Here is a 25,046-nt window from a genome sequence, read left to right on the forward strand (position 1 = left end):
GCTCTATGCCGTGCGCTGCCCTATTGCAGCGTCGCGCCCGTGGCTGCGCCGCTATCCTTTTCCACCATGTCGATGACCCGGCAGTCGCTGCACATCTTCAGCCGCTCAGCCGCCGCACCGGCAAACGCCGGGTGGCCAGCCAGTCGGACCAGCATGGATTCCACCATCTGCGCCGTGCCAAATGGCTTGCCGCAACGGACGCAATGGAACGGCTGGGTCTCGTTGAGCGTGACGGGCCGGCGCGCGGCATCGCCCGCCAGCAAACGTGGCACCAGCGTGATTGCGTCCTCGGGGCAGGTCTTCTCGCACAGCCCGCACTGCACGCAGTTGCGCTCGACAAAGGCCAGCACGGGCCGCTCGGCGTTGTCGCGCAGTGCCTGCGTCGGACACGCGCCCACGCAGGCCATGCACAGGGTGCAGCGGGCGGTGTCGACCTGCACGGCCCCAAGCGGCGCGCCCGCAGGCAGCGCCATCGTTTCGGCGGGCACCGGAGCATTGCGCGCCAGGTGATCCACAACGAAATCCAGGGTCTCGCGCTTGGCCAGCGCGGCGCGGAATCCCGCGACGGGCAGCGGGCTCAGCGGTTCGGCCGACGTGGAAATTGCGCCCAGCCCCACATCGAGCCCGGCAACGTCGCTCGCCTCGACCAGCGCCAGCCGCTGGCCACGATAGCCGAAGCCTTCCAGGATCGTCCGGGCCACGGCCATCTGCTCGCGCAGCGCCGCACGGTATTGCGGCGCTTCGTCGCCAGTCAGCAGCACTGCCACGCCGCCCGCACCCCAGCACAGGGCAGCCAACCACAACTCGATGCCCGTCGAGGCAGGATGGAATGCCGAAACCGGAATCACGTTCGGCGGCACGCCCCGTGCCTGGCCGGCCCGCGCGGCGCGACCCAGCGCAAGGATGGCTGGCGTACCGTGCTCCGCGCCGTGGATCAGCAATACGGCATCACGGCCGCCGGCACGGCTGTAAGTGGTCACCAGCGTGCGCAGGCGTTCGCCAAACGTCTCCGGGCCAGGGTAGCCATAGCTGATGGCACCGCTCGGGCAAACCGTCGTGCACGCGCCGCAGCCCATGCACAGGTTCGGCGTGACCTCGATACGGCCCTTGCCGTCGCGCCAGTGCGAACTGATTGCCTGCGTCGAACAGATATCGATGCAAGCCGTGCAGCCCGTGGTCTGGTTGCGGCCGTGGGCGCAGAGGCTTTCCTTGTAGCGGAAGAACTTCGGCTTCTCGAATTCGCCGACCAGTTGTTGCGCGGTCAGTGCCAGCGCGTACTGGCGCGCGACATCGCCACCCGCATGCAGATAGCCTTGCGGCGGCTGATGCATCGTGAAAGCCGGTGAATCGTTGAGATCGAAAACGATGTCGAACCGGCCCGATTCGGTCGCAGCCGGGCGATCGAAATCGATAGCCGCCGCCGCACCGCACGCTTTCACGCATTCGCGATGATCTCGGCAACGGTCGAGGTCGATCTGGTAGCTGAAGTCGATCGCCTGCTCGGGGCAGGCCGCAATGCAGGCGTTGCAGCGCGTGCAGAGATCCAGGTCGATCGGATTGCTCTTGCCGGCACCAGTCTCCCAGGTGGCAGTGAACGTGCCCAGCCAGCCGGCCAGCGACGCGAGCCTGCCACTGTGAACCGGCCACGCGCGATCCGCCGGATTCGCGCCGCTGTCCACCACGCCGTCGGCCTGGCCCAGCAGCACGGTCACATCGAGCCCCGCCTCACTGAGGCGACCCGCCCACGGCAGCGCGCGAGTTGCGGGTCCCATGATCAGTACCGTGCCTTCGGAGCGGTAATCGACCGTGGCCACCGGATCAGGATCGGGCAACGCCGCCACCGCAAGCAGCGCGGCGATCTTGGCGTTGGCCGTGGCCGGATCGCGCCTCGCCCCGGCCGACCATCCACCGGTCTCGCGAATGTTGACGAAGCGGACCGGCGCGGTCATCACACCTTGCTCACTGGCCGTTTGCGCGGCCACTTCAGTGAACAGCGGGCTTTCCTGCGTGCACGCGACGATCACGTCGTCCGTGCCATCGAGCGCCTTCCGGAAATCGCCGATCTCGCGGCGGCACAGCAGGCGATGCACCGTCAGCGGCGCGGTGCCCTGCGTCGCATCCTGGTTACCGCCACTGGCTTTGGCCAGCGCCGCGCCGTCGAGCGGCATGGTGTCATTGCAATTGCAGATCAGCGTCGGCATTTGGACTTGCGCAGCGGCCGATGCGCGCCTTCTCGTCGCGGAAGGATCATGCGTCGGCGGATTTGTGGGAGTGGCCTATTCTAGGCCCGTGCCGGGTCAGCGGCTACGCGTGTTTGTCCGCAGCGGGATCTTCGTCCGGCTCGGACGAGGCCGTGGGCTCCTCGGCCATTGCTGCGCGCTGACCCTGTCCGGGTTGCGCTGCCTGCGGAGCCGCCGCGTCATCCACGGCCTTTCCAGCCTCTTCGACTTCCGCGACTTCCGCGACGTCTTCGGCCTCCTCGACCGGATCGAACAGCCCCAGCGTCTCCGACTGCCGCAGCTTGCGCAGGATCTCGGGCGGGATCGGGTCGGGCTTGCTGTAGTCGTCGATGTAAGTGTCCAGCCCGTCCATCACGTTGAAGTGCGGATCGGCGAACAAGGTCTTCAATGCCGCACGTTTGACGGACTCGTCAACCCCCTGTGCCACGAAGCGGGCGATGTTGTCGCCCGGGCGCAGCACGGCCACGTCCGCAAGCGTCGGCATGGGTACAGGGGATGCGGCGGGCGTTGGAACAGCCTTTGCCACATCCGGCGATGTCGCGATGGAAGACGGCAACACAGCCGGTGCCTGTACCTGTTCCTGTACCTGTTCCTGTACCTGTTCCTCCGGCACGGGCTTGCCCTCGCGGACCGCCGCCTTGCGGCGCGACCAGCGGGACAGGAAAGAGCTATCGCCGTCGCTCATCGCCATCCCTCAATAGCGCGCACGTTCTTCGGGCGCCTTGAACGATTCCGGCCGGCGCCGCTTCTTGGGTTCGGGCCGATAGTGCTGGTCCGTGAACGCCTGGAGCCACGCGCGCTGCTCCGGCTCCAGCGGCACGTTCTCGACGTTCTCGCCTGCGTCGAGCCAGCGCCCCGCCTCGTTATACGACAGGCTCACCGTAACCGGCACCGGGCGCGTCTCGCCATCCTCGTCGGGCTCCTCGGCCATGCGCCAGAGCACGAACCAGCATGGCGCGGTGGAGGTCAGGTTCAGGTAGTAGCCCTCACCCTCGTCGCGGTACAGCGTGACCGCATAGCCGGGATGCGCCCAGTGCTCACCGTGCTCGTCCGCGTCGAGCCGCTTCGGCGCCGTGCCGAACTCGCCGAGATCCGGCAGCACGGCATCGAGCTCCCACTTCCAGGGTTGCCAGCGGTTGGTCAGCGCAACGCGGCGCATGACCACCGCCATCGTCACCGACGGCCTGCCAGCGGGCAAGGCTTCCGGCTCGGGAACAGCGGGTTGGTCCACGGCGGGCTCCGGTGAAGGTCAGGTGTTCTGAACGACGATGCTCGGGAATTTGTTGCTCATGTCGCGCGTCTTGTCGGCAACCTTGATCGCCACCTTGCGCGCCACTTCGCGGTAGATCGTCGAGATCGGGCTGTCCGGTTCGGCCACGACGGTCGGGCGTCCGGAGTCGGCCTGCTCGCGGATCGACAGGTTCAGCGGCAGGCTGCCCAGGAGGTCCACGCCATACTCGGTGCTCATCCGCTCCGCGCCGCCCTCGCCGAAGATGTGTTCGACATGGCCACAGTTCGGGCAGCAGTAGACCGCCATGTTCTCGACGATGCCGAGAATCGGAATGCCGACCTTCTCGAACATCTTCAGGCCCTTGCGGGCGTCGAGCAGGGCGATGTCCTGCGGGGTCGTCACGATCACGGCGCCCGTGACGGGCACCTTCTGCGACAGCGTGAGCTGGATGTCGCCCGTGCCCGGGGGCATGTCGACGATCAGGTAGTCCAGGTCGCGCCAGTTGGTCTGGCGCAGCAGTTGTTCCAGGGCCGACGTGACCATCGGGCCGCGCCATACCATCGGATTGTCCTGTTCGATCAGGAAACCGATCGAGTTGGCCTGCAGGCCATGACCCTCCATTGGCTCCATGGTCTGGCCATCGGTCGACTCGGGCCGGCCGTCGATACCCAGCATCATCGGCAGGCTCGGGCCGTAGATATCGGCGTCCAGCATGCCGACGCGCGCGCCTTCGGCGGCCAGCGCCAGCGCCAGGTTCACGGCGGTAGTGGACTTGCCCACCCCGCCCTTGCCAGAGGCCACGGCGATCACGTTGCGCACGCCCGGCAGCAACTTGACGCCGCGCTGCACCGCGTGGGCGACGATCTTCATCGACATCGCCACGCTGACGTTGGTTACGCCCGGCAGATTGCGCAGCGCGCCGATCACGAGCTTGCGGATGGGCTCGAACTGGCTCTTGCCGGGGTATCCGAGCTCCACTTCCACGGAAACGTCGCCGCCATCGACTCGCACGTTACGCGCCGAGCGCGTGGACACGAGGTCCTTGCCCGTGTTGGGGTCGATCACGGTCCGCAGGACTTCGGTTACCTGTTCAATGGTGAGACTCAAGACAGACTCCGCTTCTAATATGGATATGTGGGGTTGAGGCACGCAATGCTAACAAAGTCGCCCACACGATATGGTCTTGTGGCCTGCGCCGCCGGGAAACCCCTTTGCCGAGTGCGGAATTACAGACAATTACATCTCTCACAGTCTCGGGCTTGTGCGCGCGCCGCCATATGCCTATTGTAGTGCGCCAATCCCGGGATCCCGCGTGCCGACAGGCGGTATGCGGGATCGTCCTGAGTGTTTTTGATTGCATGATGAAAGTTGTACTGCCAGTGGGCGGCATTACGCGCCAGGCGTTAACATGCAGGATGGCTTTGGCAAAACATTTACGGGAATCACCAGAAGGAGAAAGCATGAATTTCAAGCTCGTCACCGTCTCGCTCGTCGCGGCTGCGGCCCTGGCGGGTTGCGCCACCGAACAACAGACCAATACGGCGGTCGGCACCGGAGTCGGTGCGGCGGTAGGCGCGGGGATCGGTAACCTGATCGGCGGCAACACCACTGGCACGCTGGTCGGCGCGGCAGTGGGCGGCGCGCTCGGCGGCGCCACCGGTTACAACTGGAATGCCATCCGCGGCAAGCTGAACAAGGACACTGCGGGCACCGGCACCCAGATCACCGAGCAGCCGGACGGCTCCCTGAAGGTCAACATCCCGAGCCAGGTCACGTTCGACACGGACAGCTCGACGATCAAGCCGTCGTTCCGCAACGTGCTCGACCAGGTCGCCCAGACGCTGGCGCAGCACCAGGACGTGTCGGCCAACGTCGTTGGCCATACGGACAGCACCGGCAACCCGCAATACAACATGCAGCTCTCGCAACGCCGCGCCCAGAGCGTGGCCGGCTACCTGGGTGACCGTGGCGTCGCCCGGACCCGCCTGAGCGCCGAAGGCCGGGGCCAAACCCAGCCCGTCGCGGACAATTCGACCGAGGCTGGCCGTGCCCAAAATCGTCGCGTCGAAATTTTCTTGAAACCAATTTCTGGGTGACCAGTCATAGAGTTCAGGTACCGCTTGCCACCGTTGCTGGCTCGCGATGGGTGGCTGACCTCCCGGGCGGTACCTGATTTCTCCTCCTTTTCCGTTGTGGAAAGCTGCGCCGGTGACTAACCGGCGCTTTTTTTTGCCCATTTGCCTCGTGAATTAACGGTTTCCGGGCTGTTTTCGGCGATATTCGCCCCAATTCGGCCCAAGTTCGCCCCCCGTTCGCGCCCAATCCACACGCAAACCGCGCACCGACGCGGGGCAATTGCTAAAATAGCGCCTTTACCCCCGTGCCTCCTGCCGGTCACCGCCGGCGCTCCTGGCGCAAAACCCCTCTGAACGGCTCTTTTCATGACAGCACGCCGCATCCTCGTCACTTCCGCCCTGCCATATGCCAACGGCCAGATCCATATCGGCCACCTGGTGGAGTACATCCAGACCGACATCTGGGTGCGCTTCCAGCGCATGATGGGCAACGAGGTCTACTACGTGGGCGCCGATGACACCCACGGCACCCCGGTCATGTTGCGCGCCGAAAAGGAAGGCATCACCCCGAAGCAGCTGATCGACCGCGTCTGGACCGAACACAAGCGCGACTTCGACAACTTCCTGGTGTCGTTCGACAACTACCACAGCACCGACGCCGAAGAAAACCGCCAGCTTTGCGAGAAGATCTACCTGGCCCTGAAGGCCGAGGGTCTGATTACCGAGCGCGACGTCGAGCAGTTCTACGACCCGGTCAAGAACATGTTCCTGCCGGACCGCTTCATCAAGGGCGAATGCCCGAAGTGCGGCGCCAAGGACCAGTACGGCGATTCGTGTGAGGTTTGCGGCACAACCTATGTCCCGACGGATCTGAAGAATCCGTACTCGGTGGTTTCCGGGGCAACGCCTGTGCGCAAGTCGTCGACGCACTTCTTCTTCAAGCTTTCCGACCCGCGCTGCGAAACGTTCCTGCGCGAGTGGGTGGCCGATCTGGCCCAGCCTGAAGCCAGCAACAAGATGCAGGAATGGCTGGGCGCCGAAGGTGAAGCCTCGACGCTGTCCGACTGGGACATCTCGCGCGACGCCCCGTACTTCGGCTTCGAGATCCCCGGCGCGCCGGGCAAGTATTTCTACGTGTGGCTCGACGCCCCGATCGGCTACTACGCGAGCTTCAAGAACCTCGCCGAGAAGCGCGGCATCGATTTCGACGCCTGGGTCGGCCCGCACTCGACGGCCGAGCAGTACCACTTCATCGGCAAGGACATCCTGTACTTCCACACGCTGTTCTGGCCGGCGATGCTCCGCTTCTCGGGTTATCGCACCCCGACCAACGTGTTCGCGCACGGCTTCCTGACCGTCGACGGCGCCAAGATGAGCAAGTCGCGTGGCACGTTCATCACCGCGCAGAGCTATACCGATACCGGCATGAACCCGGAATGGCTGCGCTACTACTTCGCCGCCAAGCTCAATGCGAGCATGGAAGACCTGGACCTGAACCTGGACGACTTCGTCGCCCGCGTGAACAGCGACCTGATCGGCAAGTACGTGAACATCGCCAGCCGCGCCGCCGGCTTCCTGGTCAAGCGCTTCGACGGCAAGGTGAATGAGGCTGCGCTGGCCAACCCGCTGCTGGAGCAACTGCGCCAGGCCGCACCGCAACTGGCCCAGTACTATGAAGGCCGCGAGTACAGCAAGGCGCTGCGTCTGGTGATGGACCTGACCGACGCGGTCAACGCGTTCGTCGACACCAACAAGCCGTGGGAACTGGCCAAGGACGAAAGCAAGCGCGATGCGCTGCACGCCGCCTGCTCGGTGTCGCTGGAAGCCTTCCGCCTGCTGACGATCTATCTGAAGCCGGTGGTGCCGACCATGGCCGCTGGCGTCGAGCGTTTCCTGAACGTCGATCCGCTCGACTGGCGCGCCATCGACAAGCAGCTTTCCGCCGACCGCCCGGTGCAGCCGTACCAGCACCTGATGACGCGTGTGGATGTCAAACAGATCGATGCGCTGCTGGCTGCGAACCGGGATTCGCTGCAGGCTACAGCGCCGGCCGCCGAAGCTGGCGCAGCAGGCGCTTCGGCCATCGAGCCGGTTGCCGACACGATCTCGATCGACGACTTCGCGAAGATCGACCTGCGCGTGGCGAAGATCGTGGCGTGCGACAAGGTCGAAGGTTCGAACAAGCTGCTGCAGCTGACGCTAGACCTGGGCGAAGGCAAGACGCGCAACGTGTTCTCGGGCATCCAGTCGGCCTACACGCCCGAGCAACTCGTGGGCAAGCTGACCGTGGTGGTGGCCAACCTGGCACCGCGCAAGATGAAGTTCGGCATGTCCGAAGGCATGGTCCTGGCTGCATCGGCCGCGGATGAAAAGGCCAACCCGGGTCTGTACATCCTCGAACCGCACAGCGGCGCCGTGCCCGGCATGCGTATCCGCTAACCGGTAGCAACCTCCCGGCCCGCGTGCCGGCGGTCTCCCCGATCGCCGGCACCACCTCCCCCTCAACCCTGGTTAGCCGCCACCCATCTTCGAAGGATCGTCACTTCGCGACGTCGTGGTAACGATACCGTCGTTGTTGAAGTGGACGTTGAAGAACGCGCGTTCGGTCGGGTTCTCATACCAGCGGTATCCCCACACCTCTTCCTGCTTCAGCGCGAACGCCTCGACCTTGGTCGGCTTGCCGAGCATCCGCCGGATCTGGTCCTTGTTCATGCCGGGCCGCACCTGCGAGAACGACTCGGCGGACAGCACCTGTTCGATCTTGCGCACGGTACCGTCCGGGCCCGTCGTCACCATCCAGGTGGTGGTGCCTTCCGGGCCACGCGGGTACTCCAGCCGGCGTCCGCCGTCTGCCTCTTCCCACACGATCTCGGGCTTGCCGGCCTGACGGCGCACATCTTCCTCGGTGGACTTGCCGATCTCGATGCCCTTGAACAGCAGGCTGTCGGGTTTCACGCTATTCCACGTGCCGCGCGCGGCGTCGCCGGCCTTCTTCATGGCTTCGTCGACCTTCTGCTGGTCGCAACCAAACAGGGCAAGCAGGCTGGCTATCAGTCCCATGGCGGCAAGGCGTCGGCGTGACGCGTCAGTGAGTCGGAGTTTCATGGATGTCATTGCTGGGTAGCGTCGTCCTGGGCTTCGGCGGGCTTGCCCGTATCGGGAGCTGAGGCTGCGGCCGCCGCCGCGGCCGATGCGGCTGCCGCGGATGCTGCCTCGGCGGCGCGCCTGCCGGACCCGCCTCCGCCGGAGAACAGGTTACCCCAGCTATTGAAACGCCGGTTGAACAGCACCGAGAGCCCGTTGATCGAACCGCCCTTGGCAAGCAACGACCATCGTTGCGAGAAGGCCCAGGTCAGTTTGACCACGTTGGATGCCGATGTCAGGCTCTGTTCGTAGCCCACCGATATCTTGTCGGTCACGGCCTTGCCGACGCTCACCACCTGCGTGTCGCTCAGACCGGCCGTGCTCGGTCCGATCGAGAATTCATCGATGCCGAAGTGCGACACCACGTTCTTGCCGGCCCTGCCGCCAATCATGCCCAGCGCCGCGCCGCCGAGCGCCCCGCCGCTCAGTTGCTTCTGCTGGCTCGCCCCGGCGCCCTCGGCGCCGTAGCCGAACATCAGCCATGACAACTTGTCCTCGTCAGGCACGTTCGGCTCCGATACCAGCCGCACGCGCGGCAACCGCACCGTTCCCGTCACCTCGACACCGGCCTCCACCTCCTGGTTGCGGCGCATCGCACGGATATTCATGCCCGGGTTGTCTACCGCGCCGTTGAAGTTGATATAGCCGTACTCGATTTCCAGCTTGCGGCCGAAGGCCTCGTACGTGCCGGTTACCACGCGAACCGTGCCGGTGGCGCGCATTGGCGTCAGCGGCTCGCTGCGCACGCCAAGCTGGCCGGCGAGCAAAAGGTCGGCGCCGGCGCCACGGAAGCGGAAGTTGTCGCCCAGATCCACGGCAAGATCGATCAGCGGGCTGAAACGACTGGCTGGCTTGGTCTCGGGTGCCTGCGTGGCAGCCGTCTTCACTTCGCGCTGGTCGCGCCTGCGCACCACCACGACATCGTCGCCAAGCACCGGCGCGCCGGCCTTGGGCAGGTCGAACAGGCCTCGGTCAACGCGGAACTTGCCGCGAATCGCGATCTTCCGATTCTCGTTGGCAATGCCGGCTTCGCCGGACACGATCAGCGTGCGCTCGGGGCTGGCGAACAACTGCAGCTTGTCGGCCACGATCTTGGCCGTCAGGTTCGGATCAGCCTCGCCGAGCTTGACCGCGCCTGTCGCCGTCACCGTGCCGTCGCCGCCACGGAAGCGCACCTGCTTGAGCTCCACCGTGTTCTGGTCCAGCGCGATCTGCACCACGCCATCCGTCAGGCGGATGCCTAGGTCGTATAGCGTGACGGCGATGTCGCTGCCATCGACCGTCCCGGTCAGCAACGGACTGCCGACCGAGCCGCCCAGGCGCACCGCGGCGGCGATCTTCCCGTCGTACGCGAACTGCGGCCCGCTCAGGGCCTCCAGCGATTTCAGGCGCGGAATGTCGGCGGTCACCGTGCCGGCCAGCGTGGACGCCGACCCAATCGTCAGCAGACCCTGCTCGCTGATCAGCCCCGCCGACGCATCGACATCGAGCTTGCCGATCCGCTGCGAGGTGGTGCCGCCACGCAGTGTCATGCGATTGCCGACGAACTCCGCCCGCAGCGCGGTTTCGCCCAGCCCGAGCGTGGCCCAGCCCCGGCCGGCATTGACCGAGACGTCGCCGCTGCGGCGGCGGATTTCGGCAAACCCGGTCGCGGTCTCGGCGAGGTTCAGATTCCACTTGCCGTCGAGCACGAGATCCGACCGGATCGGTGGCGGCTCGCCCGTCAGCGCCTCCAACACCTCCAGCACATGGGCCACCTGCACGCCGTCAAGGTTGCCCTGCGTGTGGATGCGCCCGTGATCAAATTCGAATCCGTCGATACTCAGCGTCGAGCGGTCCAGCACCAGCCGGGTCTGGCCGAGTCGGATGTGCTGGTCCGCCACCAGCAACTGCGTCGGCGCGGCCAGCCGGAGATTGACGGTGCCGCGTTCCTCGAAGGTGTGGATCGTGCCGTTCCAGCCCTGATCGCCCCGCCACGCGCCCTGCCCGGCCAGTGTCAGTTGCATGGGGTGCTCATGCAGCGAGCCGGCGGCCTTCACGTCGAAGGTGTGATTGACTTGCGTGCCGGAAAGGTTGGCGTCGAGCGTGCGGAGGCTGGCCTGCGGGCCACTGTAGTCACGCGCGCTAAGCTGCGCCGACAGCGTGCCATCGAGCCCACCACGCAGTTCCGCATGGCCGCTGGCGCTCGCCACCTTGTGCGGGCCGATGACCAGCGACTGGGCACTGTAGTCGCCAACGATCTCGGGGCGCTTGAGCGTGCCCGTGATCTCGGCATCAAGCTTCGCCCGGCCCGCCACACCGAACTTGAGCCGATCGAGTTGCGGCGCGTCGACGTTGACCTTGAGCCGGTCTCCACGCGCACCGAAGCTGCCACTCAGGTTGACCTGATTGCCGGCCATCAGCAGCGACGCCTCACTGGGCAACAGGCGCTCGCCTTCGAGCCGCACCTTGCCGCCGCCGGTCATCGGCAGGCCCGCGTACTCGCTCTCCTTGAGCCCGAAATCGACCGCCACGCGCAGCACCTTCGCCAGTGACCCGGTCGTCGAGAAGTCTGCATTGATGCGCCCGGGCGCCACCTTGGCCAGCCGCGCGGGGTCGAAGTCGGCCAGCTTGCCCTTGAAGCTGAACGCCTGCTCGTCCTTGAGACCAAGCTTGCCGTCGGCGGTCAGCGTTCCGCTGCCGAGCCCGGCCCGCAGTGTGGACAGCGTCACCGCATCCTTGTCGACGCTCGCGTTGGCAAAGAGCTTGATGTCACCGCCCGACACATCCAGGGCCACGCTCTGGCGTCCCGGTTCGAGGCGCAGGCTCACGGGGCCGGACAGGCGCGTCGGCATCAGGCTCGTGTAGAGCGCGGCCACGTCGAGCCGGCGCACATCGAGGTCGAAGCCGCCGCGCCCTTCATGCAACGATCCCTTGCCGACGATCTCGGCCTTGCCCAGCAGCGCGATGCGAAGGTCGCTCAGAATCTGTGTCGCTTCGCTGAGCTCGACGCGGGCCTGCACGCTCTGGACAGGCAGGCGTTCCTTGTCGAGCGGCCCTGGTTCGAGGTTGTTCACGGTCACTTCGCCCGCCACGGTCAGCGGCGCGGTCGCGTTTGCCGTGGGCTTCGCGGACGCGCCGCTGGCCGGTGGCGCTGAAGCAGATGCAGAAGCTGAAGCACGGGCAGAAGCAGGGGCGGCTGGCGCTGACACGGGGGGAGCAGCAGCCGGGGCCACCGGACGCAGGTCCGCATGGACACTCAGATTCGCCTGCGGCGCGGTCGCGCTGAACAGTCGTGGATTGATGCGCTCGCCGTCCACCATCAGATGCGTGAATGGCACCTCGCCAAACGGCGTCACATCGGCACTGGCACGGGCACGTATCCGGTCGCCGTTAGCTTCGACCTGCGCGTGCAGCGTCTCCAGCGAGCCATCGACACGCGCGGTCATCTCATACGACTCATCCTGCCAGCGGCCCTCCGCCAACGCCTCGACGGTCAGCGCGAACGGCTTGCGGCCGGCGATCTGACCGTTCGCCTGCAACTTGCCGTAGGGGGTAACCAGTCGATCGATCACGATGCGGTGACGCTGCCCGTCCGAATGCACCGCGCCCGACAAGCCCGACAGCACCAGCGGACTCGACGTAGCGGGCGGGCCCTGCAGTAGCGACAGTTCGCCCAGCGTGAGGGTGTCGATATCGATCGCGAGCGGCAACTCGAGCGTCGCCGGCATTTGCGCGGGCGGCGTGTTGGGTTCGGAAGCCGGCAGTCGGGCGTCGATCTTGCCCACGCGCAGCCATTCCACATGCAGCCGCATCGGCGACCATGTCATCTTCCATCTGCTGTCGATACGGTCGATCGCGACGCGCGTGTCGCCGCTGGCGTACACCACGTCATGCAGACGCAGCCCGCTCGCCACGGTGCCACCATCGAACTGCCCAGCCAGCATTCCAGCCGACAGCCGTGTGGCCAGCCCCCAGAGGTGGCGCGTACCGGTTTCGTTATGCAGCGCGAACGCGGCCGTGCCGATAACCGCGATCACCAGGAACACCAGCAGGCCGACGATCCATGCCAGCACACGCCACACGCGGCGGCGAGGACGTGGTGGTCGCGGCGCATTCGGCGTCTCGCGCGGGACAGGGGGCATGTCCGGGATACTCATCAGAACGCCACTCCCAATGAGATATGCGGACGGAACTGCTTCTGCTGGATGCCGTAGCCGACATCGAGCTGCACCGGGCCCACCGGGCTGCGCCAGCGCGCGCCCACGCCGACGCCGTTATAGATCGTGACACCCTTGATGCTGTTCGACGCTGTACCCGCGTCCCAGAACACGGCGAAACCCCAGTCCGGCTTGAACCAATGCTGGTATTCGAGACTGCCGGTGCCCAGGTAGCGCGCCGGCACCACGGCGGCGCCCTCGGGCGTGCCGATCGACTGGAAGCTGTAGCCGCGGATCGAGTCGGTACCACCGGCCCGGAACCGCAGCGACGCCGGCACCTGCGCCGGATCGGCCTTGGTCAGATCCGCGCCGAGTTCCAGACGGGCCACGAACAGGTCGCGGTTGCCCACGGGCATGTACTGCCGGATACGGCCATAGAGACGCAGGAACGTGGCATCGCTCAGGAAGCCCTTGCCCGCCACGCCGATCTGCGTGCTGATCACGTTGCCCCGGCGCGGAAACACGGGGTTGTCCACATCGCGGCGCGTCCAGGCAAACGCCGGCACCAGTGCCTTGGAGATCTGGGCCGGCTCCCCGAACGGCATCAGGTTGTCGTAGTAGAAATCCAGCGAGAACGTGGTGTCGTACTTGTCGCGCGAGCGCGAGCGCTTCAGACCCGCACGCCAGCTCGTCAGATCGGTGCTTTCGACGTCGATCGTGCGTTCGTAGCTGCCGTAGATGCTGTTGCGGAAGGTACGCGTGTCGGGCGGCATCGCCGTTTCCAGATAGGCGTACTGGCGCTTCTGTTCGATGCTGAGTTGTGAGTCAAATACCCACGCGCGATTGAACAGGTTGTAATAGGAGTACCGCCCGCTCACCTGCGCGCCAGTGTCGGTCGTGTAACCGACGCCGGTATTGAGGCGATGCAGCGGTTGCTCGCGCACCCGCACGCGCACCGGAGTCGTGATGGTATCGGGCTGCGTGGCCTTGGTGGTCTTGGTGGTCGTCGTCGCGCCATCGGCCTCGGTCGCGGCATCGGAGGCAGTCCCTGCTTCGCCCTTGGCCTCGGCATTGGCAGCGGCAGCGGCCGGCTCCAGCAGGTCGACCTGCACGTTCGAGAAATAAGGCTGGTTCTGGACCGCGCGCTGCAGTTCGAGCAGCCGCTCCACGCGATATGGCTCACCAACGTTCAGCGGGTTCACGTTGCGGACGATCTGCTCCGGATAGCGCCGTGTGCCCTCGACCACCAGCGGCCCGAGCATATAGGCCGGCCCGCTCTCATACCGGGCGGACAGATCGGCGGCCTGTTCGTCGGGTTCGACCCGCGCGCGCGACGCGGCCAGCTTCGCACCATAGTAGCTGCGGCTCTGCAGCGTCACGAGGGCGTCTTCCTTGGCCTTGTCCCAGGTGGACTGCCGGAACGGTTCGCCAACGGGCAATCCCCACTTGGCGCGCATCTGCTCCACCTGCTCCGGCGACTGCGTGGCGGCCGGGCCGGTCACCTGCACATCCACGGCGCGGATCAGCGTGCGCGCGCCGGGATCGACCGAAATGTGGACCACCCGTTTGTCGCCCTCGCCTTCCACGGTGGCCTTGGTCACCGGATCGAACCAGCCCTCGGTGGACGCGAACTGGCGCACCTGGTCGTCCACGGTCTCCACCATGTACTGGAACTGGTCGTCGGAAATGTCGGTGCGATCGGTGTAGCGGGCCAGATCGAGGTGTTCCTGCAGGATGCCCTTGAGCGCATCCGGCGCGTCGATCTCCACCTTGTAGGCCGCCTTGGCGGCATGGCCGAGGGGCGCGTGCAGGGCCAGCAGGAGCGTCAGGACGAGCCCGGCCAGACGCGCAACCCGCCCGGCACTCCGGTGGCTAGTCGGCGTCCTGCCAGCAGCGACCATTCCGGCCAGGTGGCCCAAGTCAATCCTCATCCTGTCGGTGTCTACCCGCAAAGTCGCTATTTGACCACACCGCCGCAAGGGCCACGTCAGTCCGACACCAAATTTCAAAATTCTTTTAGCGGCCTCCAATACGGTAAAATCCAGCCCCAACATCCCTAACGCCGCCCAGAGGGCACAAGGTTTCACCATGGCCATGTACGAATCGGAAATCACCCAGTTCCTGAAAACGCTCAAGCAGGAGCGCCCGTCCCTGGACGCTGAACAGCGCGAAGGCCGTGCCCTGCTGTGGGACAAGGCCCCGATCGACCTGGAGGAGCGCGCTCGCGCCGACGCGTCGCGCGTGGCCCAGAAGCCGTACGTGTACGCCTCCGAGAACTGATCTCCCCGCCGGGACGCCCCCGATGCACCCAAGCGATCCGCGGGAACAGGCCGCGCAGGAAAAGCTGAGCCTGCCGGTCGAACTGCCCAGCGTAGCTGGTGCCGGTTCCGCCACCAGCGCCGCCGACATGGTCGACGGCCTGGCGTTCGCGCGCCTGTATGGCGAGCCGCTGTTCAAGCTGCCGCAGGACCTGTACATCCCGCCAGACGCGCTCGAGGTGTTCCTGGAGGCCTTCGAGGGCCCGCTGGACCTGCTGCTGTACCTGATCCGCAAGCAGAACTTCAACGTGCTGGACATCCCGATGGCCCAGGTGACGCGTCAGTATCTCTCGTACATCGAGCAGATCCGCAAGCGCAACCTGGAACTGGCCGCCGAGTACCTGCTGATGGCCGCGATGCTCATCGAGATCAAGTCCCGCATGCTGCTGCCGGTGAAGAAGGCCGACAGCGACGAGGAAGCCGAGGATCCGCGTGCGGAACTGGTGCGGCGCCTGCTGGAATACGAGCAGATGAAGCTGGCCGCCCAGCGCCTGGACACGGTGCCGCAGCTTGGCCGTGACTTTCTGCGCTCGCAGGTATTCATCGAGCAAAGCCTGGCGCCCCGCTTCCCCGAAGTGGAGACGGTGGACCTGCAGTCCGCCTGGGCCGACGTGCTCAGACGTGCCAAGCTGAATCAGCACCACAAGATCTCGCGCGAGGAACTGTCCGTGCGCGAGCACATGAGCCAGATCCTGCGCCGGCTGCAGCACGCGCGGTTCATGGAATTCAGCGAACTGTTCGAAGATGCGATCCGGTCCGGCAAGGGCGTGCCCGTGGTGGTGGTGAACTTCATCGCCATGCTCGAGCTCTCGCGCGAAGCGCTGGTCGAGATCACGCAGGCCGAGCCGTTCGCGCCAATCTATGTGCGATTGGCGTACACGCCCGCGTAGACTTACCCGGATATCGGACAATACGAAGGGCGTCGCGCGGCCTGAAGCCGCGATGATGCTCTACAATCCGCCGACAGCCCGGCCGACGTCTGCCATGAGAGCCAGGCACGGGTGAAGTCCGACTTCGGGACGCTCCCCTACCACGACCGCACACGACATTCATGAAAGTCATCTCCTCCATCCAGGCGCTGCGGGACCAGTTGCGCGGACAGAACCGCGTCGCTTTCGTCCCGACCATGGGTAACCTGCACGAAGGCCACCTGTCGCTGATGCGGCTGGCCCGCCAGCATGGAGACCCCGTGGTGGCGTCGATCTTCGTCAACCGCCTGCAGTTCGGCCCGAACGAGGACTTCGACAAATACCCGCGCACGCTGCAGGACGACATCGAGAAGCTGCAGAGCGAAGGCGTCTACGTGCTGTTCGCGCCGACCGAGTCGGACATGTACCCGGTGCCGCAGGAATACCGCGTGGACCCGCCGCATGACCTGGGTGACATCCTTGAAGGTGAATTCCGCCCGGGCTTCTTCAAGGGCGTCTGCACGGTGGTGATGAAGCTGTTCTGCTGCGTGCAGCCGCGCGTGGCCGTGTTCGGCAAGAAGGACTACCAGCAGTTGATGATCGTGCGCCGCATGGCCAAGCAGTTCGCGCTGCCGGTGGACATCATTCCGGCCGAAACCATCCGGGCCGAGGATGGGCTGGCCCTCTCGTCGCGCAACCGCTACCTCGGCGAGGCCGAGCGCGCCGAGGCGCCGGTGCTCTACAAGACGCTGCACGAAGTGCGGGACACCGTGCTGGGCGGCAATAGTGTGGACCTGCTGGCCGTCGAGGCCGACGCACTGGCCCGCCTGCAGGCCCGTGGCTGGAAGCCCGACTATGTGTCGATTCGCAAGCAGGACAACCTGCAGCCCCCGACCCGCGAGGAATTCGCGGCCGGCGCCCCGCTGGTGGTGCTGACGGCGGCCAAGCTCGGCGCTACCCGGTTGATCGACAACCTTGAGATCTGAGCGCGAATCTGAACGCAAGAGCGATCCGACCCCGCAACAAGAAAAGCCTGCGCACTTGCCGCAGGCTTTTTGCTTCTTGAACTGCTTCTTGAGCGGCTGAACCCTCAGGCCTGCCGCAGCCGTTCGCGCTCCAGATGCCGGCGATGGCCGCTGCGGCGCTTCCACCAGATCAGCACGCCGGTCACCGCGAATGCCAGCGGCACCAGACCAAACACGGTGATGAACGCGCGCCCCCACGAGCCAAACGCCTCGCCCGTGTGCAGCGGGAACAGCCAGTTGATGATGGTATCGCCAGACGCGGCGTTGCGTGGATCGCGCACGGCCAGCGGGCGGCCGGTGTAGGCGTCGAGCCAGAGCCGGGTGGCCCCGGTATCGGCGCGTACCTCGCCTTCCTGGCGCAGGCGCACCTCATAGGCGTCGCCGGGCTTGCGCGGCAGGCTGATGCGCGTCACTGCCGCGTCCGGGAACTGCTTCTGCGCCGCTGTCATCGCCTGAGCCGGCGTGATGGCATGCGTGCCCTCCGGGGCCGGATCCGAAACCGGCTTGATCTGCGGGCTCAGCGTCGCAACGCTTGCGATGATCGGCGTCACCCACTTCGGCAGGTTCAGGTACCAGCCGGAAAACGCAATGGTCGCCAGGACCGGCGCCACGAAGATCCCGCCCGCACGATGGCTCGTGTAGATGAACCGCGACCACGAGCCGCCATGCGTGATGCGCACCGACTGCTTCAGCGAGCGCCACTTGAACTTGGGCCACCACAGCACCACGCCCAGCAGCACGCTGATGAACAGCATCATGCCGGTCACGCCGGTGATCGTCTTGCCCGTATCGCCGGACAGCAGGTAGCGGTGAAGATGGAAGACCGTCGGCATCAGCGCCTGCCGCGACAGCCCCGGCACGCCCCACAGTCGCTCGCCCTTTACGGCCAGCGTGATCGGGTCGATCATCACCTGGCGGAAGCGTCCGGGGCCGGCCTCGGGCCCCTTTATCGGGTAGTACGCCACGAACACATCGTGCTCGTCGGTGGGCAACATCAGCAGGTTCGGCTTGCCGAAGTGCGGATCGGCCATCAGCTTCGCGGTCACGGACTCCACCGTGGCGGCCCCCACCGGGATGCGTGTGGCGGATACGGCCTGCAGCAGGTCCGGATTCAGCCACTTGTCGATCTCGTCACGCCATGAGATGGCGGTGCCGGTCAGGCCCATCAGGATGAAGAGCACGCCAAAGACCAGGCCAATATATAGGTGCAGTTTTACGAAAAACGTGCGCAAACGACCGGAGAGCATTGTAGGATTTGTAGATGCTTGTACGAGGCGCGCAAGGCACTTCAGAAAACAATCCGAATGCCGCCTGGCGCAAGCCTTCGCAAACGCAAATGCGAAAGATTCGCGATTCTAGCAGCGCAAACCCGTCACCGCCCCATGACGCCCAGTTCCATGCCCCATCAGATCGAACTTGTTCAGGCGACGCCAGCCGACGTAGCGCTGATTGCCACCATGCACGCCGAGAGCTGGCGCGACACCTACGCCGGCCTGATACCCACCGAGTATCTCGAACAGCACACGCCGGCGGAGCGCCTCGCCACTTGGCGCGCGCGGCTCGTAGACGGCGCGGAGGCTCCGCTGGAGGTCAATATCCTGCGTGTGGATGGTCAGGCCGCCGGTTTCGCGTGTCTGATGCCGCTGGCGGAGCCGGGCTACGGCATTTATCTGGATAACCTGCATGTGCGGAAAACGTATCACGGACACGGCTACGGCAAGCTGCTGTTAGCACATTGGGCCGACTACACGGCGCGCCGGTGGCCCGGCAAGCCGCTGTTCCTGTACGTGCTGGACGGCAACACATCGGCGCGGGAGTTCTACCGGCGCCTGGGAGGCGTGGAGTCGGACAGTTTCGACGACCCGTTTCCGGGGACCGACATCATGGTGACGATCCGCCGCGTGACCTGGAACGACGTGCCAGTACTGGTCAGCCGACTGCAGCCGGCCCCTCGGTAACGACGTCACCCTTGCCGTCGAGCCAGCGCAGGATCGGCTGCCATTGTTCCCAGTCGCGCGCCACGCGCGACGGCGCCACGTCCCACAGCGTCAGGCCGTGCGCGGCAAGCTGGACGTAGTTCTGCGTATCGCGCAGGTAGCCGAGCACCGGCAGGCCCAATCCTTCGACAAAGCGCTGAAGTTGCTCGGCTGCGCGGGTACGCACGTCCACGCGCATGCCGATCACGCCTACCGGCACCTCGCCGTGCCGCACGCGCTTGTCACCAGCCAGCTTGGCCAGGAAGTCCTGCGTGGCCAGGATGTCGAACATGGACGGCTGCAGTGGAACCACCACGCGGTGCGCCAGTTTCATGACATCAGAGTAGCGCCAGCCATGCAGGCCGGCGGGCGTGTCCAGCACCACGTGTGTGGTGCCCTTCGGAGGGCGGGCGATATTGTCGGCGTCGATGTCCCAGGTCGAGATCGGCGGCGCCGACTCAGGCCGCAGGTTCAGCCAGGCGCGTGACGACTGCTGACGATCGGTATCGCCCAGCATCACGGCGTGCCCATGGCGGGCGAAGTATCCGGCAAGGTTGGTGGCCAGCGTGGTCTTGCCCACACCCCCCTTTGGATTGGCGATCACGACTACCGGCATGAAAGTCCTCCAATGTCCGATTGGGTGCCATGAACAACAACAAGACTCTCGACTTCACCGGGCGCACGGCGTCATGGCAGGCCGCCCCGACTCTCCGACAACTTCGCAAGTGTAGCGTGCCGCCCGGGCTAACGACCCAGCGGCGCGAACAGCGCCCCCAGATCGAGATTGGCGGCCAGGCTGTCGGCCAGCCTGGCCAGCGACGCCTCGCGCAGCGCATCAAGGTCGACACCTTCGGCCTGACCGAGCCCGGCCCAGCGCAGCAGCGCGCCGCACGCGGCGGGATCGTCGAACAGGCCGTGGACGTAGGTCGCCAGTACCTGACCGTCCTCGGATCGGGCGCCGTCCGGCTTGTCGCCCTCTAGCCACAGCGCTGGCCGGGCCAGCGCCGGGCCTTCGGTAACCCCGAGGTGAATCTCGTAGCCGCGCACCGTGGCGTCATTGCCATCGGCAAGCCGCCCCGCCACGCGCCGTAACTGCTTTTCTGGCGCCAGCGTCGTTTCGAAATCGAGCAGCGCGAGGCCGTCGCTCGTGCCAGTGGGCCCCTCCCGTCCATCAGGGTCGTGAATGCTCCGGCCCAGCATTTGCATGCCACCACAGATGCCGATCAGCCTGCCGCCATAGCGCAGGTGCCGCTGCAGCGCGCGATCCCAGCCATTGGCACGCAGGAAGGCCAGATCCGCGCGCACACTCTTGCTGCCCGGCAGGATCACGAGATCCGCAGGCGGAATCGGCATCCCCGGGCCGATGAACTGGAGATCGACGCCCGGGTGGGCTCGCAGCGCGTCAAAATCTGTATGGTTCGAAATTCGCGGCAGCACCGGGACGATCACACGTAGCACTTCGCTCCCGCCCGCCTGCCCGGCCACCTGGGCGCTGACGATCGCATCCTCTGCATCGAGGTGCAGGCCATGCAGATACGGCAGCACTCCGAACACGGGTTTGCCGGTTCGCGCCGTGAGCCAGTCCAGCCCGGGTTCGAGCAGCGCGATATCGCCACGGAAGCGGTTGATGATGAAACCGGTCACGCGTGCGCGCTCTGTCTCGGACAGGCAATCGAGCGTGCCGACCAGGTGCGCGAACACGCCGCCCCGGTCGATATCGGCCACGATCACCACCGGGCAGTCCACGCGCTCCGCGAACCCCATGTTGGCGATATCGCGATCGCGCAGGTTCACTTCCGCCGGACTGCCCGCGCCCTCCACCAGCACCACGTCGTACGCCTGCGCCAGCCGCTCATGGCTTTCCAGCACAGCGGCCATCGCCCGTGGCTTGTAGTCGTGATAGGCACGCGCGTCCAGATCCATGCGCGCGCGGCCATGGATGATGACCTGCGCGCCGGTATCGCTGCTGGGTTTGAGCAGGACGGGATTCATGTCGGTATGGGGCGCCAGTCCGGCAGCCTGCGCCTGCAGCGCCTGCGCGCGGCCGATTTCGCCACCATCGACGGTCACCGCGCTGTTCAGCGCCATGTTCTGCGGCTTGAACGGCGCCACCGGCACTCCGGCCCGCGCCAGCACGCGGCACAGGCCGGCCACGACGGTGCTCTTGCCCGCGTCGGAAGTGGTGCCCTGGATCATCAGGGTGCCGTGCAGGGCACGCCCGGCCGGGAGGAAATCGGTTCGGGAAGCAGGTTCGTCGCGCATCGCGCGATTATCGCAGCATCGTCCTGGCGCGCGGGAGGTCTGGCGCACCAGTCTGCAAGATCGATGCGGACGGCTACAATACGTCGCATGAAGACCAAGGCCATCGCCCAGGCACTCAACATCTCGCCCTCCGCCGAACCAGCATCGGCGGGCGCCACCGTGGCCGGCGAGCCGGAAGCTCAGCCCACCCATGAGCCGCACGCGAGCATATCGATGCCGCGCCAGTTGACGCTCGTGATCGGCGGCGCGCGATCGGGCAAGAGCCATTTCGCGGAGCAGCTCGCCACGGACCATGCGGCACTGACGCGTGGCCCGGTCACCTATATCGCCACGGCGCGCCACGATGTCGATTCCACCGACGAAGAGATGGAATTGCGCATAGCGCTGCATCGCGCGCGCCGGCCGGCCGACTGGACCCTCGTGGAAGAACCGGTGCATCTGGCCGACGCGCTCTACGGCCATGCCCGTCACGACGGCTGCATTCTGGTGGACTGCGTGACGCTGTGGCTCAACAACCTGATCTTCAGCGAAAGCCGCGACTATCCCGAGCACGGTGTCATCACGCCGCCACCGGCCTTCACCGAGGAGATCGACGCGCTGATGACCGCGCTGCCGATGCTGCCGGGCCACGTGATCCTCGTCACCAACGAAATCGGCTTCGGCGTGGTGCCGATGGGCGCCATCACGCGCTTCTATGTCGACGAGCTTGGCCGCCTGAACCAGAAGCTCGCCGCGGCCGCCGATCGCGTGCGTCTGCTTGTGGCCGGCATTCCCGTCGCCGTCAAGGACGCGCCCATCGCATGATCATGCTGTCCTGGCCGGCCTGCGTGGCGGCTGCGATCGCCGGCGTTCTGCTGGATCGCTGGCTGGGCGAGCCGCGCCGCTGGCATCCGCTGGTCGGCTTTGGCCGCTTGGCCACGGCGGTCGCCAATCGCCTCAATCGTCCCGAACGTGGCGCGCTACGCCAGCGCGTGGCGGGCCTGATTGCGTGGGCGGTGGTCGTGCTCGTGCCGGCCGCCATCGCGGTGTGGCTGATCTCGCTGGCGCAGGCCGTGCATCCCGCGCTGGCCTGGGTGCTCCATGCAGTGGCGCTCTATGCGGCGCTTGGCGCCCGCAGCCTCTCTCAACACATCGCTCCGATCGCCGGTGCCCTGACACGCGGCGACCTGTCCGCCGCGCGCCGGCTTACCGCGTGCATCGTCTCGCGTGACACCGAGGATGCCGACGCCGAGGCGCTGGCCCGCGCCGCGTGCGAATCCGCGCTGGAGAACGGCAACGATGCGATCTTCGGCGCGCTGTTCTGGTTCCTGATCGGCGGCGCGCCGGCCGTGATCGTGTTCCGTCTGGCCAATACGCTGGACGCGATGTGGGGCTATCGCACGCCACGCTGGCTGATGTTCGGCTGGGCGGCGGCACGCATCGACGACGTACTCAATTTCGTTCCGGCGCGACTGACCGCGCTTTCCTACGCATCGCTCGGCGCAACGGCGCAGGCGCTGCGCTGCTGGCGCACTCAGGCACGCGCGTGGTCGAGCCCCAATGCCGGTCCAGTGATGGCAGCCGGCGCAGGCGCCGTGGGCGTAGCCCTGGGCGGTGGCGCGCGCTATCACGGCGAGTGGGAAGAGCGACCGCCGCTCGGCGCCGGTGACGCGCCCGCGGCCATCCACATCCGTGCCTGTCTTCGGCTGGTGCAGCGCGCGGTGTGGCTGTGGCTCGGTCTGGCGATGCTGAGCGTGCCGCTGGTCGTCCTGCTCGCCGGACTGCTGGAGCGCACGCCATGACCCACGCACCGATCCGCCACGGCGGCAACCTGCTCGCCGCCGCGCACCGCTATGGCCGCCCGGCGGAAGCGTGGCTCGACTTGTCGACCGGCATCAATCCCGACGGCTATCCGGTGCCTCCCCTGCCCGCCGACGCCTGGCAGCGCCTGCCGCAGGACGATGATGGCCTGGCCGGCATCGCTGCGCAGGCCTATGGCGCCGCGCACGCGCTGCCCGTGGCCGGCTCGCAGGCGGCCATCCGCACCCTGCCGCGACTGCTGCGCCCGGGACGCGTCGGCATCGCCGCGCTCGGCTACAGCGAATACGCGCCAGCCTTCGCACAGGCGGGGCACACCGTCACTCCGCTGGACGAGGCCGACTTCCAGCGTGCCGATCTGGCCGATGCGCTCGATCACCTCGTCGTCGTCAATCCGAACAACCCGACGGCCCGGCTGCTGCCCATCGACACCCTGCGGCACTGGCATGAGCGACTGGCATCGCGCGGCGGCACGCTGATCGTCGACGAGGCTTTTATCGATTGCACCGGTGCGGCATCGCTGGCCGGAAGCAGCGCGGCACCGGGACTGATCGTGCTGCGTTCGCTTGGCAAGTTCTATGGTCTCGCGGGTGTGCGCTGCGGCTTCGTGCTGGCGCAGCCGGCCCTGCTCGACGCCCTGGCCGATCAGCTTGGCCACTGGACCGTGTCGGGCCCGGCGCGCGCCGTGGCACGCATCGCGCTGACTGACACCGCGTGGCAGGCCGCCACACGCACATCGCTGAGCGCGGCAGGACAACGACTGGCGATGCTGCTACGCGACCATGGCCTGTCGCCCGTGTCGCAGCCATTGTTCAGCTGGGTGCCCGACGCGCGGGCCGGCAGCCTGCATGAAGCCCTTGCTCGGCAAGGCGTCTGGACACGCCTGTTCGACGCAGCCGGCGGATGCCCGACCAGCCTCCGCTTTGGCTTGCCACCTGACGACGACGCGGCATGGCAACGGCTGGATGCCGCGCTTGGCCACGCACGCCACGCACTCCCTTCCCTGACCTGAATTCCGATGAAAGCCTTCTACGTAGCGAGTGCAGCAAGTGCCCTGCTGATTGCCGCCCTGCCGGCGCATGCCGCGGTCTCCGTGGTCGACGATGCGGGCGAGACCGTCACGCTAGCGCAGCCGGCACGCCGCATCGTCTCTCTGGCGCCGCACGTGACCGAACTGATCTTCGCTGCGGGCGGCGGCGACCGCATCGTCGGCACGGTCAGCTACAGCGACTACCCGCCGCAGGCGCGCGATATTCCGCGCGTGGGTGACAACAAGGCGCTCGATCTCGAACGGATCGCCGCGCTCAAACCCGACCTCATCGTGGTCTGGCGCCACGGTAACGCGCAGAAGCAGACCGACCGCCTGCGTGCGCTCGGCATGCCGCTGTTCTTCAGCGAGCCACGCAAGCTCGATGGCATCGCCGACAATCTGGAAAAGCTCGGCACGCTGATGGGCACCGCGCCCGTCGCCCACCGCGCCGCCACCGATTTCCGCCAGCAGGTAAGCACGCTGCGCAAAACCTACGCAGGCCGCCCGCCCGTGACCGTGTTCTATCAGGTCTGGCAGCAGCCGCTGATGACGCTGAACGGCGAGCACATGGTCAGCGACCTGCTCGCGCTATGCGGCGGTCGCAACCTGTTCGGGAAGGAAGCGGCACTGGTGCCAACGGTCTCGGTCGAAGCCGTGGTCGCGGGCAACCCCGAGGTCATGCTGACCGCCGGCATGGGTGCCACACGATCTGACAAGCCGCTCGCGGACTTTGCGATGTGGGAGAAGTGGAAGCAGGTCACGGCCGTGGCACGCAACAATCTGTTCGTGATCGACGGCGATCTGGTCAATCGCGCTGGCCCGCGCGTGGCCCAGGGCGCGGCGGAGATTTGCAAGGATCTGGACGTCGCGAGGTCACGGCGGCCGGGCTGATGCCGGCGCG

At 66.4% G+C, this 25,046-nt stretch carries 20 protein-coding genes; 10 read left to right on the plus strand and 10 right to left on the minus strand.

Annotated features, from left to right (window positions below):
* Positions 1 to 20: 20 nt before the first annotated feature.
* The 4 genes from RN01_RS10260 to apbC form a co-directional block, all read right to left on the minus strand.
* Entirely contained in the window at positions 21 to 2,201 is a 2,181-nt protein-coding gene (locus tag RN01_RS10260) for a 4Fe-4S binding protein (RefSeq protein WP_017511875.1), read from the minus strand.
* Positions 2,202 to 2,304: 103 nt separating this feature from the next.
* Positions 2,305 to 2,925 carry a DUF3306 domain-containing protein gene (locus tag RN01_RS10265; RefSeq protein WP_024569056.1) on the minus strand — a complete coding sequence of 207 codons (621 nt, stop codon included), beginning with the start codon at positions 2,923 to 2,925 and terminating at the stop codon, positions 2,305 to 2,307.
* A gap of 9 nt (positions 2,926 to 2,934) precedes the next feature.
* On the minus strand, positions 2,935 to 3,471 hold the full coding sequence (locus RN01_RS10270; protein ID WP_011517337.1) for a DUF3305 domain-containing protein: 537 nt from the start codon (positions 3,469 to 3,471) through the stop codon (positions 2,935 to 2,937).
* 18 nt (positions 3,472 to 3,489) lie between these two features.
* Positions 3,490 to 4,578 carry an iron-sulfur cluster carrier protein ApbC gene (gene apbC, locus RN01_RS10275; RefSeq protein ID WP_017511873.1) on the minus strand — a complete coding sequence of 363 codons (1,089 nt, stop codon included), beginning with the start codon at positions 4,576 to 4,578 and terminating at the stop codon, positions 3,490 to 3,492.
* Positions 4,579 to 4,931: 353 nt separating this feature from the next.
* Between apbC and RN01_RS10280 the strand changes: the two genes are divergently transcribed.
* Positions 4,932 to 5,567 (plus strand): OmpA family protein, encoded by a 636-nt coding sequence (locus tag RN01_RS10280; protein ID WP_008651772.1) that lies wholly within the window; start codon positions 4,932 to 4,934, stop codon positions 5,565 to 5,567.
* A gap of 345 nt (positions 5,568 to 5,912) precedes the next feature.
* Positions 5,913 to 7,985, plus strand: coding sequence for a methionine--tRNA ligase (metG, locus tag RN01_RS10285; RefSeq protein WP_017511872.1), 2,073 nt, complete (start codon positions 5,913 to 5,915; stop codon positions 7,983 to 7,985).
* 72 nt (positions 7,986 to 8,057) lie between these two features.
* On the opposite strand, the gene bamE is transcribed toward metG, so the two are convergent.
* The 3 genes from bamE to RN01_RS10300 are packed head-to-tail and all read right to left on the minus strand — an operon-like array spanning position 8,058 to position 14,760.
* Positions 8,058 to 8,606, minus strand: coding sequence for an outer membrane protein assembly factor BamE (bamE, locus tag RN01_RS10290; RefSeq protein WP_008651770.1), 549 nt, complete (start codon positions 8,604 to 8,606; stop codon positions 8,058 to 8,060).
* 50 nt (positions 8,607 to 8,656) lie between these two features.
* Entirely contained in the window at positions 8,657 to 12,829 is a 4,173-nt protein-coding gene (locus tag RN01_RS10295; RefSeq protein ID WP_039016669.1) for a translocation/assembly module TamB domain-containing protein, read from the minus strand.
* The gene (locus tag RN01_RS10300) at positions 12,829 to 14,760 is read right to left on the minus strand and encodes an autotransporter assembly complex family protein (protein ID WP_024569058.1); all 1,932 of its coding nucleotides are present in this window, start codon (positions 14,758 to 14,760) and stop codon (positions 12,829 to 12,831) included. Before RN01_RS10300 ends, RN01_RS10295 begins: the two co-directional genes overlap by 1 nt.
* 157 nt (positions 14,761 to 14,917) lie before the next feature.
* Here RN01_RS10300 and RN01_RS10305 point away from each other — a divergent pair, with 157 nt between their 5' ends.
* The 3 genes from RN01_RS10305 (at position 14,918) to panC (ending at position 17,041) form a co-directional block, all read left to right on the plus strand.
* Entirely contained in the window at positions 14,918 to 15,109 is a 192-nt protein-coding gene (locus tag RN01_RS10305) for a DUF3460 family protein (RefSeq protein ID WP_017514885.1), read from the plus strand.
* A 22-nt stretch (positions 15,110 to 15,131) separates the two neighbouring features.
* On the plus strand, positions 15,132 to 16,037 hold the full coding sequence (locus RN01_RS10310; protein ID WP_024569059.1) for a ScpA family protein: 906 nt from the start codon (positions 15,132 to 15,134) through the stop codon (positions 16,035 to 16,037).
* A 161-nt stretch (positions 16,038 to 16,198) separates the two neighbouring features.
* The gene (gene panC / locus RN01_RS10315; RefSeq protein WP_024569060.1) at positions 16,199 to 17,041 is read left to right on the plus strand and encodes a pantoate--beta-alanine ligase; all 843 of its coding nucleotides are present in this window, start codon (positions 16,199 to 16,201) and stop codon (positions 17,039 to 17,041) included.
* A 104-nt stretch (positions 17,042 to 17,145) separates the two neighbouring features.
* Here panC and RN01_RS10320 read toward each other — a convergent pair whose 3' ends face one another.
* Positions 17,146 to 18,327, minus strand: coding sequence for a PepSY domain-containing protein (locus RN01_RS10320; protein ID WP_017514317.1), 1,182 nt, complete (start codon positions 18,325 to 18,327; stop codon positions 17,146 to 17,148).
* Between the two features lie 135 nt (positions 18,328 to 18,462).
* Between RN01_RS10320 and RN01_RS10325 the strand changes: the two genes are divergently transcribed.
* A complete protein-coding gene (locus tag RN01_RS10325) occupies positions 18,463 to 19,038 on the plus strand; it encodes a GNAT family N-acetyltransferase (protein ID WP_035834616.1) in 576 nt (191 codons plus the stop codon).
* On the opposite strand, the gene RN01_RS10330 is transcribed toward RN01_RS10325, so the two are convergent.
* Together RN01_RS10330 and RN01_RS10335 are read right to left on the minus strand one after the other, a co-directional pair.
* Positions 19,010 to 19,672 (minus strand): ParA family protein, encoded by a 663-nt coding sequence (locus RN01_RS10330; RefSeq protein WP_017514315.1) that lies wholly within the window; start codon positions 19,670 to 19,672, stop codon positions 19,010 to 19,012. The genes RN01_RS10325 and RN01_RS10330 overlap by 29 nt on opposite strands.
* Positions 19,673 to 19,800: 128 nt before the next feature.
* Positions 19,801 to 21,252, minus strand: a complete 1,452-nt coding sequence (locus RN01_RS10335; protein WP_024569061.1) for a cobyric acid synthase — start codon at positions 21,250 to 21,252, stop codon at positions 19,801 to 19,803.
* A 279-nt stretch (positions 21,253 to 21,531) separates the two neighbouring features.
* On the opposite strand from RN01_RS10335, the gene cobU reads away from it, so the two are divergent.
* From cobU to RN01_RS10355, 4 genes are read left to right on the plus strand one after another with little or no spacing between them, the layout of a single operon-like run.
* Entirely contained in the window at positions 21,532 to 22,122 is a 591-nt protein-coding gene (gene cobU, locus RN01_RS10340; protein WP_024569062.1) for a bifunctional adenosylcobinamide kinase/adenosylcobinamide-phosphate guanylyltransferase, read from the plus strand.
* Positions 22,119 to 23,099 carry an adenosylcobinamide-phosphate synthase CbiB gene (gene cbiB, locus RN01_RS10345; protein WP_017514846.1) on the plus strand — a complete coding sequence of 327 codons (981 nt, stop codon included), beginning with the start codon at positions 22,119 to 22,121 and terminating at the stop codon, positions 23,097 to 23,099. Before cobU ends, cbiB begins: the two co-directional genes overlap by 4 nt.
* Positions 23,096 to 24,127, plus strand: coding sequence for a threonine-phosphate decarboxylase CobD (cobD, locus tag RN01_RS10350; RefSeq protein ID WP_017514845.1), 1,032 nt, complete (start codon positions 23,096 to 23,098; stop codon positions 24,125 to 24,127). Before cbiB ends, cobD begins: the two co-directional genes overlap by 4 nt.
* Before the next feature lie 6 nt (positions 24,128 to 24,133).
* Complete coding sequence (locus RN01_RS10355) at positions 24,134 to 25,036, plus strand: cobalamin-binding protein (protein WP_024569063.1); 903 nt, start codon at positions 24,134 to 24,136, stop codon at positions 25,034 to 25,036.
* Positions 25,037 to 25,046 lie beyond the last annotated feature (10 nt).

This window comes from Cupriavidus sp. SHE, assembly GCF_000812445.1.
Classification (GTDB): domain Bacteria; phylum Pseudomonadota; class Gammaproteobacteria; order Burkholderiales; family Burkholderiaceae; genus Cupriavidus; species Cupriavidus metallidurans.